The organism is Cereibacter changlensis JA139 (assembly GCF_003034985.1).
GTDB lineage: Bacteria > Pseudomonadota > Alphaproteobacteria > Rhodobacterales > Rhodobacteraceae > Cereibacter > Cereibacter changlensis.
In genome coordinates this window covers 43,185-62,506 of the sequence record NZ_PZKG01000011.1, presented here as the reverse complement: position 1 = coordinate 62,506, position 19,322 = coordinate 43,185, and the positions used below count along the sequence as shown (strand labels likewise).

Genomic DNA, 19,322 nt, shown 5'->3' with positions numbered 1-19,322 from the left:
GGCGGGCGCGCGCCCGACACGGCGCGGAAACCCTCCCTTAGCCGCCATTGCAGGACCCGCTTGCCTTGCGCCGGCGGGTCTGAACATGCTGATCCCGTGGGTCTTCGTGGGAGTGTTGCCGTTGTCCGACCGTCAAAGCCGCCGCCGGATGGCGCTCGCCTGCGTCGCCGCCCTGCTCGCCCTCCTGTCGCTCACCATGCTGGAGCGCGCCCGCTCCGGGCTGGAGCTGCGCCACCTGCGGATCGGCGACACCCGCGCCACGCTCTACCGGCTCGACGACGCGACCCCGCGCCCGCTGGTGGTGATCGCCCATGGCTTCGCCGGATCGCGGCAGATGATGGAGTCGATCGCCCTGACCCTGGCCCGCGCCGGGCTGGCGGTGGTCTCCTTCGATTTCGTCGGCCAGGGCCGCAGCCCGCTCGGCATGTCGCCCGACGTGACCGAGATCGAGGGCACCACGGTGCAGCTGGTCGCCCAGACCCGGGCGGTAATCGCCGCCGCCGAAGCCCTGCCGGGGGTCGAGGGGCCCGCCGCCCTGCTCGGCCATTCGATGGCGACCGACATCCTGGTGCGCACCGCGCGCGAGCTGCCGGAGGTCGACACGGTGGCGCTGATCTCGATGTATTCCGACGTCATCACCCCGGAGCACCCCGCCCGGCTGCTGATCCTCTCCGGCGCACACGAGGCCCGGCTGCGCGAGATCGCGCTGGAGGCCGTGGCCCAGGTCGCCCCGGCGCCGGAAGCCGAGACGGTCACCGCCGGCGAGGTCCGCCGCCGCGCCGTGGCCGCGCCCTACGTCGGCCATGTCGGCGTGCTCTGGAGCCCGACGACCCTGCGCGAGACCCGCGACTGGCTCACCGCCGCCGCCGGTTTGCCGGCCTCCACCGCGATGGCCTTCACCGGCCCTTGGATCGCGCTCCTGCTCGCCGCCATCGTCGCGCTGGCCTGGCCGCTGGCCGCCCTGCCGCCGCCACGCCCCACCCCGCCGCTGCCGGTCGGGCGCGGGCTTTTCCTCGCGCTCTTGCTGGCCCCCGCGATCCCCGCCGCCTCCGCCGCCCTCGCCTTCGCCGAGCCGCTGCTCGGCCTCGCCGCCTTCGGCCGGCTGGCGCTGTTCTTCGGCATCTGGGGCGGCATCCAGCTGGCCGTGCTGCGGCATTACCACCGGCTGCCGCTGCGCTTCGACGGCCAGGCCTTCGCCCTGCTGCTGGCCTGGGCGCTGGGCGCCTTCGCCCTGGCGCTCGACCGCTACGGCGCGGCCTTCCTGCCCACCGGCCCGCGCCTGCCGCTGATGCTCGTGCTCTGCGCCGGCACGATCCCCTTCATGCTGGCGAAATGCCAGCTCGCCCACGGCGCGCCGCTCTGGCGCCGGGCGTTGCTGGCCCTCGTGCCGCTGGTCGCCCTCGCCGCCACCATGTTCGCCGCCCCCGGGCAGATGGGGCTCCTCTTCACCGTGATCCCGGTCTTCGTGCTGTTCCTCATGGTCTTCGGCCTGATGGCGCGCTGGTTCGCGCCGCGCTCCGGCCCGCTGACCCTGGGGCTGGCGCTGGGGATCATCCTCGCCTGGTCGATCGCCGCCTCGACCCCGCTCTTCACCGCGCAGTCGACGCTGCTCTACTGAGCGGGGGTCACAAAGCGACCGGCGCCCAGATCACATCGTCGATCCGTGGCGCGGCGGTGGCCAGCATCACCAGCCGGTCGAAGCCGAGCGCGATTCCGCTGGCCGCGGGCATCTCTGCCAGCGCCGCGAGGAAATCCTCATCCAGCGGATAGCGTTCGCCATAGACCCGCGCCTTTTCGTCCATCTCCAGCCCGAAGCGGCGGCGCTGCTCGGCGGGGTTGGTCAGCTCGCCGAACCCGTTGGCCAGCTCCACCCCGCAGGCATAGAGCTCGAAACGTTCCGCCACCCGCGGATCGTCGGCGGCGGGCCGGGCCAGCGCCGCCTCGGCCACCGGATAGCGGTCGAGGATGGTGGCGCGGCCATGGCCCAGATGCGGCTCGACCTTTTCCACCAGCACCCGGCTCAGCATGTCGGACCAGGTGTCATCCGCCGCCGCCTTCAGCCCCGCGGCCTGCATCTGCGCCCGCAACCGTTCCGCCAAGGGCTCGCCCGCCGCATCGACCGTCGCCAGCAGGTCCACACCGGCGAATCGCCGGAAGGCCTCGGCCACGCTCAGCCGCTCCGGCTCGGCGAAGGGATCGCAGCTCGCGTCGCGGAAGCGCAGCATCCGGCTGCCCGCCGCCTCCGCCGCCAGCCGCAGCATCGCCGCGCAATCCTGCATCAGGACCTCGTAGCCCTCGCCCACGCGATACCATTCCAGCATGGTGAACTCCGGCGAATGCAGCACGCCGCGCTCGCGGTTGCGCCAGACATGGGCGAAGGCGGCGATCCGCGTCTCGCCCGCCGCCAAGAGCTTCTTCATCGCGAATTCCGGCGAGGTGTGCAGATACATCCGCCGCCCCTGCCCGTCATTGCCGATCGCCTCGGTGGCGAAACCGTGCAGATGCGCCTCGTTGCCCGGCGAGACCTGCAGCGCAACGGGGTCGACCTCGGTGAAGCCCTGCCCCGCCAGCCAGAGCCGCAGCCCCTGCTGGATGCGGTTGCGCGCCAGCAGCAAGGGGCGGCGGTCGGCGTGGCGATGGGGCTGCCACCATGCGGCGGAATCGGCGGAGGCTGTCATGCGGGGCGGCTTTCGGCTGGAAATTTCGGATCGGATGGGTTAGGCGCGGGACCAAAGCCCGCGCTGCCTAATCCGCGCGGCCATGGACCACAAGGAATACACCGTGAAAGTCATCGCATCGACGCTTCGCAAGGGCAACGTGGTGGAGCTGGACGACAAGCTCTACATCGTGCTGACCGCGCAGAACTTCCACCCCGGCAAGGGCACGCCGGTCACCCAGGTCGACATGCGCCGCATCTCCGACGGCACCAAGGTGTCGGAGCGCTGGCGCACCACCGAACAGGTGGAGCGCGCCCATGTCGACGAGCGCGAATACGACTTCCTCTACGAGGATGGCGAGGGCTACCACTTCATGGAGCCGGTGAGCTACGATCAGGTGGTGGTGACCGAGGATGTGGTCGGCGACCAGAAGGTCTTCCTGACCGAGGGTCTGCGGGTCTATCTCAAGACCTTCAACGGCGTCGCCATCGCCATCGAGCTGCCGCAGAAGGTCACGGTCGAGATCACCGAGACCGAGCCGGTGGTGAAGGGCCAGACGGCGAGCTCCTCCTACAAGCCCGCCATGTGCACCAACGGCGTGCGCGTGATGGTCCCGCCGCATATCGGCGCCGGGACGCGGATCGTGATCAACACCGAAGACAACTCCTACGTCGAGCGCGCCAAGGACTGACCGTCCCGCACGGCTCCGGACACCGGGCGGCCCGCAGCGATGCGGGCCGCCTTTTCTTTGCGCGGGTCGAGCGAGACAGCCGACCGAGCGCGGATCCGGGTGGGGTAAAACCCCACCCTACGAAAGCCCCACAACCTTTCCGGCCGACCTTCCCGTAGGGTGGGGTTCCACCCCACCCTTGCGCAACGCCCGCGAAGTCCGACCCAAGCCGCCTGCCCTACGGTGGGGTTGCATCCACCCGTTAACAAAACCCTAATGCGGAACGAAATCACTTTCCATCCCAAGACGTTACACCCATTTTCACGCGTGAAAACCACACCCCGTAGGGTGCGCATTCATTGCGCACCCTCCTCCCAACCCCAAAGCCCCGCCCCCGCCATCCCGGCCCGGGCCTCCGGCGCAAGATCCCCGATCCGCACCAGATAGGTATGGATCGAGAACACCACCGCCCGCGTCTCCGGCAGCCGGCGCAGCACCTGCCGTTCCGATCGCAGGTAACGCCCGTCGCGCGGCGCCGGGCGGTGCACCCCCTCCGGCCGCGGCTGGTGCAGCGCCGGGTCGTCGTAGACCAGCGCGTTGGCCCGCCACAGCATCTGCTCCGGCCGGATCGCGTCGAACAACCGCTGCACCCTCCGGGCGACCGCTTCGGTATAGCTCTCGACCGGCACATGGATCCGGATCATCGGCCGGCCCAGCTTCTCGGCCAGGGTCCAGCTGGCGGGAAAGCAGAGCACCGCCCCGGTCAGCAGGCTCTCGCCGCCCTCGGCCTGCAGCAGGCAGAGATCCTCCTGCACCAGCCGCCCCAGCGTCAGCAGCGGCCGGCGGCGGTCGAGCGGGACGGCGACGCCATCGGGCCGGGTCACCTGCCCCGCCGCAACCGTGAAGCCCGGGGTGCGGGCCAGCCAATCCAGCACGACATCATAAAGCTCCTCCGCCGCCGGCCGCGCCGACTCCAGCATCCCCTCGACCAGCTCCGGAGTCTCGGCGATCAGCCGGTCCCGCTCGGCCATCTGCGCGGCATAGGCGTCGTCGATCCTGAGCCAGTCCTCGCCCTCCACCGGCAGGATGCCGGGCAGCCGCCAGGTGCGGGGGTCCATCCAGGGGGCGAAGGGCAGGCTGGCTTGCAGGATCGGGGTCATGCCGCCTTCTTGCCCGCCCTGCCGGAGAAAAGAAAGGGGCGGGCGCTTTGCGACGCCGGCCATGTCGCCCGGAGGCGCGCCCGCGCGCCGTCCCGGCCCGAGGCTCGGCGCATCAGGGAGGGCCCAAGCATGACCTACGCCGACCGCCGCAAGATCGACCCCAGCCGCGGCGCCACGCTGGGCGACGGCTCGCCCAATGACAACGACCGGGTGGAGATCGGCCCGACCCAGCTCGCCTTCGCCGAATGGCGGGCGGCGGGGCTGGCGCTGCCGGACCTCGCGGCAATGCGCGCGCATCGCTGGCGGCGGCTGACCGAGGCGCTGGTCGCGCGCGACATCGGCGGGCTGCTGCTCTTCGATCCGATGAACATTCGCTACGCCACCGACACCACCAACATGCAGCTCTGGAACAGCCACAACCCGTTCCGCGCCGTCCTCCTCTGCGCCGACGGGCATATGGTGCTCTGGGACTACAAGCAGTCCCCCTTCCTCGCCAGCTTCAACCCGCTGGTCGCCGAGACCCGCTCCGGCGCCTCGTTCTTCTACTTCGCCTCCGGCGACCGGACCGAGGCCGACGCGACCTCCTTCGCCGGCCAGGTGACCGAGGTGATGCGCGCCCATGCCGGGACCAACCGGCGGCTGGCGGTGGACAAGATCATGGTCCACGGCCTGCGCGCGCTGGAGCGGGCCGGCTTCGAGGTGCTGGAGGGCGAGGAGGTGGCCGAGCGCACCCGCGCCGTGAAGGGCCCCGACGAGATCCTCGCCATGCGCTGCGCCCACCACGCCTGCGAGACCGCCATCGCCGAGATGGAGCAGGCGGCGCGCGCGGGCATCCCGGGCGGCGCGATTTCGGAGGATGACGTCTGGTCGGTGCTGCATGCCGAGAACATCCGCCGCGGCGGCGAGTGGATCGAAACGCGGCTCCTGGCCTCCGGCCCGCGCACCAACCCGTGGTTCCAGGAATGCGGGCCGCGGATCATCCGGCCGAACGAGATCGTCGGCTTCGACACCGACCTGATCGGCAGCTACGGCTTCTGCATCGACATCTCGCGGAGCTGGTGGATCGGCGATCAGCCGCCGCCCCGCGCGATGGTCGACGCCATGCTGCATGCCCGTGACCATATCGACGCCAACATGGCGATGCTGCGTCCGGGGGTCACGGTGCGCGAGCTGACCCATGGCGGGCACCAGCTGGCGCCGCATTACGAAGCGCAGAAATACTCCTGCAAGATGCATGGCGTCGGGCTCTGCGACGAATGGCCCCTCGTGCCCTACCCCGACGCCTGGGTGGAGGGCGCCTTCGAGGTTGCGCTGGAGCCCGGCATGGTGCTCTGTGTCGAGGCGCTGGTCTCGCCGGAGGGCGGCGACTTCTCGATCAAGCTGGAGGATCAGGTGCTGATCACCGAGACCGGCCACGAGAACCTGACGCGCTATCCGTTCGATCCGGCGCTCATGGGAGAGCGATGATGCGATACCTGATGCTGGCCCCGCTGCTGCTCGCCGCCTGCGGCGGGGGTGAAGAGCCGGGCGCTGAGATGCGGCGGGTCGGCATGGCCGATCCGGCCCCGGCGCTCTGCGCCCGGATGGGCGGCCGGATGGAGATGCGGCAGGAACAGGGCGGCTTGGCCGGCTATTGCCACCTGAAGGACGGCAGCACGCTGGAGGAATGGAAGCTCTACCGCGACGCCGACCCGCTCTGACCCGGGCGGCGACGGGCCGCCGGCCCTGCTCCTCCCCCTGACCCTGCGGCAGCCCAGCCTTGCCACCCCGGCCCGCAGCGGCTAATCGGGGCGCGCCTCTCCCGCAAACCGAAAAGGCTGTCCGATGATCCCGCGCTACTCCCGCCCCGAAATGGTCGCCCTCTGGTCGCCGGAGACCAAGTTCCGCATCTGGTACGAGATCGAGGCCCATGCCTGCGACGCGCAGGCCGCGATCGGCGTCATCCCGAAGGACCATGCCGAAGCGGTTTGGCGCGCCAAGGACATGCAGTTCGACATCCCGCGCATCGACGCGATCGAGGAGGTCACCAAGCATGACGTGATCGCCTTCCTCACCCATCTGGCCGAGCTGATCGGCGCCGATCAGGCGCGCTTCGTGCATCAGGGCATGACCTCGTCGGACGTGCTCGACACCACGCTGAACGTACAGCTGGTGCGCGCCGCCGACCTGCTGCTGGCCGGGGTCGACCGGGTGCTGGCCGCGCTGAAGACCCGGGCGATGGAGCACAAGCACACCGTCCGCATCGGCCGCAGCCACGGCATCCATGCCGAGCCGACCACCATGGGCCTGACCTTCGCCCGCTTCTACGCCGAGATGGCGCGCAACCGCGCGCGTCTGGTGAACGCCCGCGCCGAAGTGGCGACCGGGGCGATCTCCGGCGCGGTCGGCACCTTCGCCAATATCGACCCGTCGGTCGAGGAACATGTCTGCGCCGCGATGGGCCTCACCCCCGAGCCGATCTCGACCCAGATCATCCCGCGCGACCGGCACGCGATGTTCTTCGCCACGCTGGGCGTCATCGCCTCCAGCATCGAGAACTGCGCCATCGAGATCCGCCACATGCAGCGCACCGAGGTGCTGGAAGCGGAGGAGTTCTTCTCGCCCGGCCAGAAGGGCTCCTCGGCGATGCCGCACAAAAGGAACCCGGTGCTGACCGAGAACCTGACCGGCCTCGCCCGGCTGGTGCGGATGGCGGTGATCCCGGCGCTGGAGAACGTGGCGATGTGGCACGAGCGCGACATCAGCCATTCCTCGGTCGAGCGCGCCATCGGCCCCGATGCGACGATCACGCTCGACTTCGCGCTGCACCGTCTGGCCGGCGTGGTGGAGAAGCTGGTGATCTATCCCGAGAACATGCTGGCCAACATGAACAAGTTCCGCGGTCTGGTGATGAGCCAGCGCGTGCTCTTGGCCCTGACGCAGGCCGGGGTCAGCCGCGAGGACAGCTACCGCCTCGTGCAGCGCAATGCGATGAAGGTCTGGGAACAGGGCGCCGATTTCAAGACGGAGCTCTTGGCCGATCCGGAAGTGACCGCCGCGCTGACCCCGGCGGAGATCGAGGAGAAGTTCGATCTCGGCTATCATACCAAGCATGTCGACACGATCTTCGCCCGGGTCTTCGGCAAGTGATCGCCCGTCGCGGCGCGGGGCTCCTCTGGCCTCTCGCCGCGACGAAATCCGTGCTATCCTTGCTTCATTGCGAGTCCGACGCCGTTCCTGCCGTTGTTCCAAGATCAACAGGCGCATCGCGCCCCAAGGAGGACTGCCGATGAAGATACCCGCCCTTGCCCTGATCGCCCTGACCCTCGCGCCGACGCTGGCGCTGGCCGAGGGCTGCCCCTACAGCCGCAACGTCACCGCCTCGGCCTGCGCCGACAATCAGAGCTATGATCCGGCGCTGAAGGCCTGCGTGACCGTCTCGAGCTAAACCGGCCTTAACCGGCCTGCCGCCATGCTGCCTGCGTCCTGAAGAATCGGAGGCGGCATGGCACAGGTTCTGGCAAAGATCACCCCGACGCGCGGCGGCGGCGCCGAGGATGGCCCGCGCGGCCTGACCCGGCGGGAAAAGGCCGCGATCATCGTCCGGCTCATGCTGGCCGAGGGCGGCAGCCTGCCGCCGCTCAGCAGCCTGCCCGAGGATCTTCAGGCCGGGCTGACCGAACAGATGGCGCGGATGCGCAGCGTCGACCGCGCCACCATGACCGCGGTGATCGAGGAATTCCTCGACGAGCTCGATCAGGTCGGCCTCTCCTTCCCCGGCGGGCTCGAAGGCGCGCTGGCGGTGATGGACGGCCATATCAGCCCCGACACCGCCAACCGCCTGCGCCGCCTCGCCGGCTCCGGCGGCAAGGGCGATCCTTGGGAAAAGCTGATCGGCCTGCCGGTGGACGAGCTGCTGCCTGTGCTGGAGCAGGAAAGCACCGAGGTGGCGGCGGTGATGCTGTCGAAACTGCCGGTGCCCAAGGCGGCGGAGCTTCTGGGCAAGCTGCCGGGCGAGAAGGCGCGGCGGGTGGCCTATGCCGTGTCGATGACCGGAAGCGTCGAGCCCGAGACGGTGCGGCGCATCGGCCAGTCGCTGGCGGCGCAATTCGCCAACCAGCCCGCCCGCGCCTTCAGCGGCACGCCGGTGGACCGGGTCGGCGCGATCCTTAACGTCTCACCCGCCCTGACCCGCGACGAGGTGCTCAAGGGGCTGGAGGAGGCCGACGCGGCCTTCGCCGAGAAGGTGCGCAAGGCGATCTTCACCTTCCAGCACATCCCCGCCCGGCTGAGCCCGCGCGATGTGCCGAAGGTGATACGGGTGGTGGACCAGCTGCGCCTCGTCACCGCGCTTGCCGCGGCCCAGACCACGCCGGAGGGGACGGAGGTCGCGGAATTCCTGCTGTCCAACATGTCGCAACGCATGGCGCAGGGCCTGCGCGAGGAGGCCGGGCAGCGCGGCAAGGTGAAGGAGAAGGAGGCAGAGGAGGCGATGAACGCCGTGGTCGCCGGCATCCGCCAGCTGGAGGAAAGCGGCGAGGTGGTGCTGATCGTGGAGGAGGACGAGTGAGGCCCCTGAGGGGGATCTGGGCAGCGCTGGCGCGTCTTGCGGTCAGGGCGGTAACGGAACTGGCAAGGCGGTGCGGCTCCGGAGGAGGACGGGTGCGGCATGGGCTACGCCGGGCACCGATCAGGGCTGGAGAAGCGTCGCCAGAGTGGCCTCCGAGCCTGACGTCGCAGCCGACGTCCGTCGAGGCGGGGGAAGCGGCGGACCGCTTCCCCCTTTGCTCAGACCTCGTCGCGGCCCGAGGCCCAGATGCAGGCCAGGGTGATCACCGCGGCGGCCAGCAGGTAGTAGCCGACATGGCTCATCCCGTAGCTGCGCTGCAACCAAGTCGCGGCATAAGGCGCCAGCGAGGCGCCGAAGATCCCGGCCAGGTTGAAGGTGATCGACGATCCGGTATAGCGTACCCGCGTCGGGAAGGGCGCGGCCAGCGCCGCGCCGATCACGCCATAGGTCAGCCCCATCAGGAACATGCCCAGCGTCACGAAGGCATAGATCCCGGCGAGACCGGCCCCCATCAGCGGGGCCAGCGCGAAGGAGAAGAGGCCGATCAGCACCGTCACCACCATCAGGAAGCCGTAGCGCCCCACCCGGTCGGCCACCTTGCCGGCCAGCGGGATGGCGAGGCCGAAGATCACCGAGCCATAGATTTGCACCGCCAGCGCCTCGGTGAAGGGGATCTCCAGCACCTTCACGTTGTAGGACAAGAGCCAGGCCGAGCAGATGTAGAACAGCACGAAGGTCACCAGCGCCACGAAGGTCCCGAGGAACAGGCTGCGCTTGTGGCTGCGGAACACCTCGACCACCGGGACCGAGACGCGCTCCTCCTTCGCCATCGCCTTGGCGAATTCCGGCGTCTCGGTGATCGACAGCCGGACCCAGAGCCCGATGCCGATCAGCAGGATCGAGGCGAGGAAGGGCGTGCGCCAGCCCCAGCTCAGCAGGTCCTCCTGGCTGATGAAATGCAGCAGCACCCAGAAGAAGCCCGACGACAGGAACAGCCCGACCGGCGCCCCCAGCTGCGGGAACATGCCGTACCAGGACCGCTTGCCCTCGGGCGCGTTCTCGGTGGCCAGCAGCACCGCCCCGCCCCATTCGCCGCCGAGGCCGAAGCCCTGGCCGAAGCGGCAGAGCGCCAAGAGCAGCGGCGCGGCGACGCCGATGCTCTCGTAGGTCGGCAGGAGACCGATCAGCACGGTCGAAATGCCCATCGTCATCAGCGCTGCGACCAGCGTCGCCTTGCGCCCGACGCGGTCGCCGAAATGGCCGAAGACCACGGCGCCGAAGGGCCGGGCGAAGAAGGCGATGGAGAAGGTGGCGAAGGAGGCCAGGAGCGCGGTGGTCGGGTCCGAAGCCGGGAAGAACAGCGTCGGGAAGATCAGCACGGCGGCGGTGGCGTAGACGTAGAAATCGAAGAACTCGATGGTGGTGCCGATCAGGCTGGCGGCCAGCACCCGCGACGGCGAGTTCAACGCCCGGGCCCCGCCCTCGGCGGCCGTCCTGGCAGAGAGGTCAGTCATGATATGTCCGTTCCTTGGAAAGGGCGCCGCGAACGGATCACCCCAGTCCGGGGCGGGTATCGCAAGGAAGCTGCGAATAAAAGTCGCAGCAGGACAAGGAATTGCGCCTGCATGGCAGGGTTGCGCCGGACGACTGGCTCGGGCTCAGCCGGCGGCGCCGGCCCCGCGCCACTCGTAGATCTCCGCCGCGGCGCTTGGGCAGCCGCAGCAGGACTTGGCGCAGGCGGCGGGCGGGCAGGACAGCCGCGCCACCCGGCCCTTGGCGATCCAATGCGCCAGCATGCCGCGCACCGCCTCCTCGTCGCTGCCGAGCCGCAGCGCCATCTCGGTCAGGCTGGCCCGGCCGCGCGCCTCGAGATAGGCCTTCAGCTGGATCAGCATGGCCTAGCCCCCGACCGCCAGCGGCAGCGGCTTCGCGCCGCCGATGCGCCGCAGCGCCAGCACGGTGACGGCGAAGGCGCCGAACACCGCGGCGATCCACAGCGCCGAGCTTGCCGGATGCCGCGCGATGGTCGCCACCTGGTAGAAGACGACCGCCGAGCCATAGCCCATCAGCAGGGTCCAGGCCGAGACGAAGCCGGTCCAGCGCCAGTCGGTCTCGCGCCAGACCGCGGCAATGGCCGCCGAACAGGGCATGTAGAGCAGCACCATCAGCAGATAGGCGAAGGCCCCTGCCCTTCCGTCGAACAGCGACGCCATCGCACCGAAGATCCCGGCGTCGACGCCCTGCGCCTCGGCCGCGACCGCGGGAGAGCTGACATCGCCCAGATCGAGGCCGAGCGGGTCGGTCAGCGCCCCGGCGAGCGCCGCAAGATTGGCCGGCACCGTCGCCGCCGCCTCGGAAAGGCCGGCCATGAGATCGAAGGGCGCGGGCTCCGCCCCGGCCTCAGGCGCGGCCATGCCGGCGTAGAGCGCATTCAGCGTGCCGACCACCGCCTCCTTGGCGAGGATGCCGGTGAAGATGCCGACCGTGGCGGGCCAGTTCTCCGGCCGGATGCCCATCGGCTCGAACACCGGGACGATGGTGCGGCCGATCTCGGAGAGCATGGAGGTGTTGCTGTCCTCGTTGCCGAAGCTGCCGTCGCGGCCCCAGGAGTTCAGGAAGGCCAGCACCACCACCACGGCGACGACGATCCGGCCCGCCTTCAGCACGAAGCCCTTCAGCCGGTCCCAGCTGCGCAACAGCACGCCGCGCAGCGTCGGCAGGTGATAGGGCGGCAGCTCCATGACGAAGGGCGAGGTCTCGCCCGGCAGCAGCGTGTGCTTCAGCACCAGCCCGGTGAGGACGGCGGCGATAATGCCGATCAGGTAGAGGCCGAAGACCAGGTTCTGCCCGCCGGTCGGGAAGAAGGCCGCGGCAAACAGTGCATAGACAGGCAGCCGGGCGCCGCAGGACATGAAGGGGGTCATCATGATGGTCAGGGTGCGGTCGCGCTGGTTCTCCAGCGTGCGGGTCGCCATGATCGCGGGCACGTTACAGCCGAAGCCGACGATCAGCGGCACGAAGGATTTCCCCGGCAGCCCGACCAGCCGCATGAAACGGTCCATGACGAATGCGGCCCGCGCCATGTAGCCCGAATCCTCCAGCACCGAGAGGAAGAGGAACAGGCAGGCGATCACCGGCACGAAGGTGCCGACGGTCTGCAAGCCGCCGCCCACCCCGTCGGCCAAGAGCGTGGTGAGCCAGTCGGGGCTGCCCAGCCGTTCCAGCAGATGCGCCGTCCCATCGACGAAGAGCGTGCCGCCGGCGAGGTCGAAGAAATCGATGAAGGCGCCGCCGATGTTGATGGTGAAGAGGAACATCAGATACATGATGACGAGGAAGAGCGGGATGCCGAGGCCGCGGTTCAGCACCACCCGGTCGATCTGGTCCGACAGACTGCGGTCGAGCTGCGCGCCGCGCTGCACCGTCCCGCCGGCGATCTCGGCCACCAGATCGTAGCGGGCGCTGGCGATGGCGGTGTCGGCGTCATAGCCGAGCGCCTCTTCCACCGATCCGCGCAGCCGGGCCACATTGCCGGCCAGCGCCGGCAGCCGGGTGCCGAGCGTCGCGTCGCCCTCCAGCAGCTCCAGCGCGATCCAGCGCGCCGTGCGCCGCGCCGCCGCGTCCTGCACCTGCGGCAGCAGCTCGGCCACAGCCGCCTCGATTTCGGGCGGATAGTGCAAGGGCAGGGCCGGCCCGGCGCCCAGATCGACCGCGTGGGAGATGGCGTCCTTCAGCGCTTCCACGCCCTGCCCTTGCGCCGCGACCATCGGCACCACCGGGCAGCCGAGCCGGCGCGACAGCGCCGCCGTGTCGATGGCGATGCGCTGCGCCTTGGCGACATCGGTCATGTTCAGCGCCAGCACCAGCGGCAGGCCCATCTCGATCAGCTGCACCGTCAGGTAGAGGTTGCGCTCCAAGTTGGAGGCGTCGACGATGTTCACCACCAGTTGCGCCGCGCCCGACAGCGCGTAGTCGCGGGCGATGCGCTCGTCGATCGAGACGGCATGGCCGGAACCGAGCGAATAGGTGCCAGGCAGGTCGACGAGCTCGTAGCTGCGGCCGGCATGGCTGAAGCTGCCGACCTTCTTCTCGACCGTCACGCCGGGCCAGTTGCCGACCATCTGCCGCGTACCGGTCAAGGCGTTGAACAGCGTGGTCTTGCCGCAATTCGGGTTGCCCAGGAGGGCGATGCTGCGCGCGCTCATGCCGGAAGGCCCTCGGCCATGTCGATCTCCAGCGCTTCGGCCTCGGCCTTGCGCAGCGACAACTGGTAGCCGCGCACCGCGATCACCACCGGGTCGCCCAGCGGGGCAACCCGCAGCAGGGTGAGCGCGGTTCCGGGGGTCAGGCCCATCGACAGGAGCTTCTGCCGGTAGGCAGGGGCCCCGGCGCGGAAACCGCTGACCCGGGCGCTGGCCCCGACCGCCATGTCCTTCAGGCTCAGGGGCATGCCGCAGCCTCCGGGTGCGAGCTGACGAAGATCCTGCGCGAGACCTCCTGCCCCAGCGCCAGCCGGGTGTCGCCGACCGCCACCACCAGCGGGCCGCTACCGCCGCGCCGGATCACCTCGACCTCGCGGCCGATCAGGATCCCGATGTCGGAGAGCCGCCGCTGCATTTCGCGCCCCCCGAGAATGGCGGTCACCTGGCCGCGCCCTCCCCCGTCCATCAGCGTCAGCGGCATATGCATCTCGGTCATCCCTGCTCATGATCCTCGTGAACAGGCCGGAGCCCCGGACCGGGGGCGCGGGCCCTGCAGGTAGTTTAGTCTTTCAGTCGGGAATGCGGAGGGGACACCTTGACGCAGGCAAGTGTCGCAGGCCGGAAGCCAGCAGCGGGACGCAGCCAGAGCCGCGGGACTGAACCCCGCGGGGAGACGCAGGGCAAAGACGTGGGAAAGCCCCGGCGCAGGGCCGGTTCGCTAGAACCCCTCGGGGCGGCGCAGGTCGGGTTCGGGTGGCAGATCGGCCTCGGCCAGCTTCTCGGCCAGCATGGTCCGGGCATTGTCGCCGGCGCCGGACAGCATCTGCCAGAGGCTGCGGGCGGCGGGGGCGACGCGCGGCTCGGTCAGGGCGAGGGCGCTGTGCAGCCAGACCGCCAGCCCGTCGCTGCTGTCATAGGCGCGCTGCTTGCGCAGGGCGGCGATCTTCGTCTCGGCCTTGGAGATAAAGCGGGTCCGCTCCGCCGGGGTCCAGGCCGCGATCTCCAGCAGTTCCTGCCCCTCGGCGCGGTAGCGGGCGGCCCAGAGCTGCGCCTCGGCGGCAAGGCCGTCGACGACATGCGGCTTCGAAGTTTCCAGCCGGTCCACCACGGCCTGCGCCGCGTCGATCCGGGCCTGCACGGCCTTTTCCTTCTTCCAGTCGTTGAACATCGCGCCTCCTGTGCCCCCTCTGTGACACAGACCGAGCCCGGCGTCACCCCGCCGGGTTTACCAGCCGGTCAGCCCGTCCACCGGGGCGGGCGGCACCCGCTGGGTCACCAGCGCGCTGGGGCGCTTGTCGTAGAAGGCGTTGCCGCCGGTGACGAGCACGTAATGCATGTTGTCATAGGGGAAGCGGTGGCCGGCGGTGTGGAAGAACTTGGCCTCGCCGACCAGCGGATGCCGTTCGCCGCGAAGCACCGCCCGCGCCGCCTCGCGCGCCTTGGGCAGCGACCGCTGGTCCATCCGGCGCGTCATCACACCGGGGGCGAACTGCCGCTTCTGCGCCACCACCTCGCAGATGCTGTCGGGAAACTGGTCGGATTCGACCCGGTTCATCACCACGGTGCCGACGGCGATCATGCCGTCGCGGCTGGAACGGTTGGATTCGAAATACATCGCCCGCGCCATGCATTCCTCCGGCGTCGCGCGGTGGAACAGGCCGCAGCCCGAGAGCAACAGGGCCGCGCCGAGGCAGAGGGCGGGGAAACGTGTCGACCGGGGGAATGTCATCGCGGCTCCGTCCTTGGGTAAGAGCTTTCTACCGCATGGCGCAGGCACATCAAGGCCTGCTCCGGACCAGGCGGCTGCCCGATCCGGAGGTCTTCGCGCTCAGCTGCAGCCGCTGGTGCCGCCGCAGGTGTTGCACTTCATACAGGTGCCGTTGCGCACCAGCGTGTAGTTGCCGCATTCGCCGCAGGGGTCGCCCTCGTAGCCCTGCATCTTGGCCTTGGTGCGGGCGTCCATGCCGACAGTCCCGGTGGCGAGCGCGGTCGCGCCGCGGGTCTCGGTCAGCATGCCGCCGAGGGTGGAGACCGCATCGAAGCTGGAGACGGACATCCCGCCCTGCAGCACGGTCAGCTCCTGCGGCAGACGCTTGCGCAGATAGCCGGTGGAGCTGATCTGTTTCAGCACCTCGAGGCTGCGCGAGGCTGCGGCTTCGGAGACCTCGGACAGGTTCGACCGCTTGCCCTCGTCATGGCCGCCGCCGAGATCGTCGAAGGACGCGCCCTGCGGTTTGACATGGGCGAGATCGGTGCGGTCGAGATAGGAGACCGCCAGTTCGCGGAAGATGTAGTCGAGGATCGAGGTCGCGTTCTTGATCGTCTCGTTGCCCTGCACCATGCCGGCCGGTTCGAACTTGGTGAAGGTGAAGGCCTCGACGAACTCCTCCAGCGGCACGCCGTATTGCAGGCCGACCGAGACCGCGATGGCGAAGTTGTTCATCATCGCCCGGAAGCCAGCGCCTTCCTTGTGCATGTCGATGAAGATCTCGCCCAGCGTGCCGTCCTTGTATTCGCCGGTGCGCAGGTAGACCTTGTGACCGCCGACGATGGCCTTCTGGGTGTAGCCCTTGCGGCGCTCGGGCAGCTTCTCGCGGTTGGAGCGGATGATCTCCTTGACGATCACCTTCTCGACGATCTTCTCGGCCAGAACGATCGCCTTTTCCTGCGCCGAGCCGTTGGCGAGGATTTCTTCGGCTTCCTCGTCATCCTCGACCAGGGCGGAGGCAAGCGGCTGGCTCAACTTCGAGCCGTCGCGGTAGAGGGCGTTCGCCTTGATGCCGAGCGACCAGGACAGCTCGTAGGCCGCCAGCGTCTCGGCGATGGAGGCCGAGTTCGGCATGTTGATCGTCTTGGAGATCGCGCCCGAGATGAAGCTCTGCGCCGCGGCCATCATGTGGATGTGGCTCTGGACCGAGAGATAGCGCTTGCCGGTCTTGCCGCAGGCATTGGCGCAGTCGAAGACCGAATAGTGCTCGGGCTTGAGGAAGGGCGCGCCTTCCAGCGTCATCGTCCCGCAGACATGGTCGTTGGCCGCGTCGATCTGCGCCTTGGAGAAGCCGAGGTGGCGCAGGAGGTCGAAGGTCGGATCGGCCAGCTTGGCCGCCGGGATGCCGAGGGTGTTCTTGCAGAAATCCTCGCCCAGCGTCCACTGGTTGAAGACGAAGCGGATGTCGAAGGCCGAGGGCAGCGCCGCCTCGATCTTGTCGAGTTCGCGCGACCCGAAGCCGTGGCCGATCAGCGCGGTGGTGTTGATGCCGGGGCAGTTGCCGATCGAGCCGTGACCGACCGCATGGGCGACGATCTCGGAGATCTGCGACGAGCGGTAGCCGAGCTTTTCCAGCGCCGCGGGCACCGACTGGTTGATGATCTTGAAGTAGCCGCCGCCCGCGAGCTTCTTGAACTTCACCAGCGCGAAGTCCGGCTCGATGCCGGTGGTGTCGCAATCCATCACCAGACCGATGGTCCCCGTGGGCGCGATCACCGTCACCTGCGCGTTGCGGAAGCCGTGCTGCTCGCCCAGGGAGAGCGCCTCGTCCCAGGCCGCTTTCGCCAGCGGGATCAGCGACAGGTCGGGGCAGTTGGCATGGTCGAGCGGCACCGGCGCCACATTCACCGCCTCGTAGCCGGTGGTCTTGCCATAGGCCGCGGCGCGGTGGTTGCGGATGACGCGCAGCATGTGGCTCGCGTTGCGCTGGTAGCCCGAGAAGGCGCCGAGCTCGCCCGCCATCTCGGCCGAGGTGGCATAGGAGACGCCGGTCATGATCGCGGTCAGCGCGCCGCAGAGCGCCCGGCCTTCGGCGGAGTCGTAGCCGAAGCCCATGTTCATCAAGAGGCCGCCGATGTTGGCATAGCCGAGCCCCAGCGTGCGGAAGTCGTAGGAGAGCCGGGCGATTTCCTGCGAGGGGAATTGCGCCATCATCACCGAGACTTCCAGCGTCACCGTCCAGAGCCGGGTGGCATGGACATAGGCGTCGGCGTCGAACTTGCCGTTGGCATAGAAGGTCAACAGGTTCATCGAGGCGAGGTTGCAGGCCGTGTCGTCGAGGAACATGTATTCCGAGCATGGGTTCGAGCCGCGGATCGGCCCGTCCTCCGGGCAGGTGTGCCAGGCGTTCACCGTGTCATGGAACTGGATGCCCGGATCGGCGCAGGCCCAGGCGGCATGGCCGACCTGATCCCAGAGATCGCGCGCCTTGATGGTCTTGGCCACCTTGCCGTCGGTGCGGCGGATCAGCGCCCAGTCGGCATCGTCGCGCACCGCCTTGAGGAAGGCGTCGGTGACGCGGACCGAGTTGTTGGAGTTCTGGCCGGAGACCGAGATATAGGCCTCGGAATCCCAGTCGGTGTCATAGGTCGGGAACTCGATCGAGGAGAAGCCCTGCCGCGCGTATTGCAGCACGCGGTTGATGTAGGTCTCGGGGATCATCACCTTCTTGGCCGACCGGATCGCCGCCTTCAGCGCCTCGTTCTTCGCCGGATCGGTGGCGTCGGCGATCGAGCCGTCCCAGGCGCCGATGGCGGTGAAGATCTCGTTCAGCTTGGCTTCGTGCATCTTGGAGCCGGCCACGAGGCTGGCGACCTTCTGCTCCTCGATGACCTTCCAGTTGATGAACTGCTCGACATCGGGGTGATCCATGTCGCAGATCACCATCTTGGCCGCGCGCCGCGTGGTGCCGCCCGACTTGATCGCCCCCGCCGCGCGGTCGCCGATCTTGAGGAAGCCCATCAGGCCGGAGGATTTGCCGCCACCCGACAGCTTCTCGCCCTCGCCACGGAGGCTGGAGAAGTTGGTGCCGGTGCCGGAGCCATATTTGAACAGCCGCGCCTCGCGGACCCAGAGATCCATGATGCCGCCGTCGCCGACCAGATCATCCTTCACCGACTGGATGAAGCAGGCATGCGGCTGCGGGTGCTCGTAGGCGGAGTCGGACTTGGTCAGCTTGCCGGTCTGGTAATCGACGTAGTAGTGGCCCTGCGACGGGCCGTCGATGCCATAGGCCCAGTGCAGGCCGGTGTTGAACCACTGCGGCGAGTTCGGCGCGGCCATCTGCCGGGCCAGCATGAAGCGCATCTCGTCGTAATAGGCGCGGGCATCGGCCTCGGTGGTGAAATAGCCGCCCTTCCAGCCCCAGTAGCACCATGCCCCGGCCAGACGATCGAAGACCTGCTTGGCGCTGGTCTCGCCGATGATGCGCTGGTCTTCGGGCAGCGCCGCCAGCGCCGCCTCGTCCGGCACCGAGCGCCAGAGGAACTCGGGCACGCCCTTTTCCTTCACGCGTTTCAGCTTGGCCGGAACCCCCGCCTTTCGGAAATACTTCTGCGCCAGAACGTCGGAGGCCACCTGGCTCCAGCCTGCCGGCACTTCCACCGCCTCGTTGCGGAAGACCACCGTGCCGTCGGGATTGCGGATCTCGGAAACCGTGGTCGCGAAGTCGATGGCGCCATAGGCGCCCGTCTCGGCCGTGGTGAACTTCCGCTCGATCTTCATCTGCCCCGTCTCCTGTGTTCGGTGCGGGGCGCGGCCCCGAGAATGCATCGGTGCTCGCCTGTGTGCAAAACCCTCAGGTCCCGCGAAGGCGGGGCATCGTCCGGCGCTTGGGGCGCAATCGGCGGGGACTTTGGCAGTACGGCGACGCACACTATATATTGTGCCCATGGCGGGCGTTTCGTCAAAGTGTCGTAAAATAAGGGGGGCGGCAACTGTGAAATTTTTCGCGGCAGGCCCATTTCCGCCTTGACCGGCGGGGCTTGGCCGGCCCGATGCCGATTCACCAAGGCCTCCAACCTGGGGACGGATAAGTGGATAACTTTGGACGGTTTGGTGGATAAGCGGCAAATCCTCAGGCGCCGGCGGCCTTTGCGGCTTTGCCCTGAAATCGTGGATGAACTGCGCCGCCGACCTCCAGTCCCCTGCGACACTCTTTCTTCCGCCTGAGCAGCCATTTCCCGCCTGTTGCGCAGAATCCCCAGGCTCTCCCGGCCTCCGCCCGATTCTTTGGCAGGGGCGCGGGTGCAGCAGAGAATCCCCCCACCACAATACGTGGTAGAGGCATGGCGCCCCGTCCTGTCGGGACGCCGAAG

At 68.8% G+C, this 19,322-nt stretch carries 17 protein-coding genes; 7 read left to right on the top strand and 10 right to left on the bottom strand.

Annotated elements, in window-relative coordinates; translation table 11 throughout:
• Positions 1-121: 121 nt before the first annotated feature.
• Entirely contained in the window at positions 122-1,618 is a 1,497-nt protein-coding gene (locus C5F48_RS04350) for an alpha/beta fold hydrolase (protein WP_245941289.1), read from the top strand.
• Positions 1,619-1,625: 7 nt separating this feature from the next.
• Here C5F48_RS04350 and epmA read toward each other — a convergent pair whose 3' ends face one another.
• Positions 1,626-2,678: an EF-P lysine aminoacylase EpmA gene (gene epmA, locus C5F48_RS04345; protein WP_107662681.1), complete on the bottom strand. Its 1,053-nt coding sequence runs from the start codon at positions 2,676-2,678 to the stop codon at positions 1,626-1,628.
• 103 nt (positions 2,679-2,781) lie between these two features.
• Here epmA and efp point away from each other — a divergent pair, with 103 nt between their 5' ends.
• The gene (efp, locus tag C5F48_RS04340) at positions 2,782-3,348 is read left to right on the top strand and encodes an elongation factor P (RefSeq protein WP_107662687.1); all 567 of its coding nucleotides are present in this window, start codon (positions 2,782-2,784) and stop codon (positions 3,346-3,348) included.
• 335 nt (positions 3,349-3,683) lie between these two features.
• Here efp and C5F48_RS04335 read toward each other — a convergent pair whose 3' ends face one another.
• Positions 3,684-4,487, bottom strand: coding sequence for a heme-dependent oxidative N-demethylase family protein (locus C5F48_RS04335; RefSeq protein WP_107662680.1), 804 nt, complete (start codon positions 4,485-4,487; stop codon positions 3,684-3,686).
• Between the two features lie 129 nt (positions 4,488-4,616).
• Here C5F48_RS04335 and dddP point away from each other — a divergent pair, with 129 nt between their 5' ends.
• The 5 genes from dddP (at position 4,617) to C5F48_RS04315 (ending at position 9,036) form a co-directional block, all read left to right on the top strand.
• Entirely contained in the window at positions 4,617-5,954 is a 1,338-nt protein-coding gene (gene dddP, locus C5F48_RS04330; RefSeq protein ID WP_107662679.1) for a dimethylsulfonioproprionate lyase DddP, read from the top strand.
• Positions 5,951-6,187, top strand: coding sequence for a putative hemolysin (locus C5F48_RS04325; protein WP_245941288.1), 237 nt, complete (start codon positions 5,951-5,953; stop codon positions 6,185-6,187). The genes dddP and C5F48_RS04325 overlap by 4 nt, the downstream gene beginning before the upstream one ends.
• Positions 6,188-6,311: 124 nt before the next feature.
• Positions 6,312-7,616: an adenylosuccinate lyase gene (gene purB, locus C5F48_RS04320; RefSeq protein ID WP_107662677.1), complete on the top strand. Its 1,305-nt coding sequence runs from the start codon at positions 6,312-6,314 to the stop codon at positions 7,614-7,616.
• A gap of 139 nt (positions 7,617-7,755) precedes the next feature.
• Positions 7,756-7,914, top strand: coding sequence for a hypothetical protein (locus tag C5F48_RS25050; protein WP_169310900.1), 159 nt, complete (start codon positions 7,756-7,758; stop codon positions 7,912-7,914).
• Positions 7,915-7,971: 57 nt separating this feature from the next.
• A complete protein-coding gene (locus C5F48_RS04315; protein ID WP_107662676.1) occupies positions 7,972-9,036 on the top strand; it encodes a flagellar motor switch protein FliG in 1,065 nt (354 codons plus the stop codon).
• 218 nt (positions 9,037-9,254) lie between these two features.
• Here the strand turns inward: C5F48_RS04315 and C5F48_RS04310 are convergent, their stop codons facing one another.
• The 8 genes from C5F48_RS04310 to C5F48_RS04275 all read right to left on the bottom strand — a co-directional run bounded on the left by C5F48_RS04310 (position 9,255) and on the right by C5F48_RS04275 (position 18,729).
• Entirely contained in the window at positions 9,255-10,550 is a 1,296-nt protein-coding gene (locus tag C5F48_RS04310; RefSeq protein WP_107662675.1) for an MFS transporter, read from the bottom strand.
• 144 nt (positions 10,551-10,694) lie between these two features.
• Complete coding sequence (locus tag C5F48_RS04305; protein ID WP_107662674.1) at positions 10,695-10,931, bottom strand: FeoC-like transcriptional regulator; 237 nt, start codon at positions 10,929-10,931, stop codon at positions 10,695-10,697.
• 3 nt (positions 10,932-10,934) lie between these two features.
• Entirely contained in the window at positions 10,935-13,241 is a 2,307-nt protein-coding gene (gene feoB, locus C5F48_RS04300) for a Fe(2+) transporter permease subunit FeoB (protein WP_107662673.1), read from the bottom strand.
• Positions 13,238-13,486, bottom strand: a complete 249-nt coding sequence (locus C5F48_RS04295) for a FeoA family protein (protein WP_107662672.1) — start codon at positions 13,484-13,486, stop codon at positions 13,238-13,240. Before C5F48_RS04295 ends, feoB begins: the two co-directional genes overlap by 4 nt.
• A complete protein-coding gene (locus C5F48_RS04290; protein WP_107662671.1) occupies positions 13,477-13,734 on the bottom strand; it encodes a FeoA family protein in 258 nt (85 codons plus the stop codon). Before C5F48_RS04290 ends, C5F48_RS04295 begins: the two co-directional genes overlap by 10 nt.
• A gap of 222 nt (positions 13,735-13,956) precedes the next feature.
• The gene (locus C5F48_RS04285) at positions 13,957-14,406 is read right to left on the bottom strand and encodes a hypothetical protein (RefSeq protein WP_107662670.1); all 450 of its coding nucleotides are present in this window, start codon (positions 14,404-14,406) and stop codon (positions 13,957-13,959) included.
• 57 nt (positions 14,407-14,463) lie between these two features.
• On the bottom strand, positions 14,464-14,967 hold the full coding sequence (locus C5F48_RS04280; protein ID WP_107662669.1) for a cell wall hydrolase: 504 nt from the start codon (positions 14,965-14,967) through the stop codon (positions 14,464-14,466).
• A 99-nt stretch (positions 14,968-15,066) separates the two neighbouring features.
• Complete coding sequence (locus tag C5F48_RS04275) at positions 15,067-18,729, bottom strand: vitamin B12-dependent ribonucleotide reductase (protein WP_107662668.1); 3,663 nt, start codon at positions 18,727-18,729, stop codon at positions 15,067-15,069.
• Positions 18,730-19,322 lie beyond the last annotated feature (593 nt).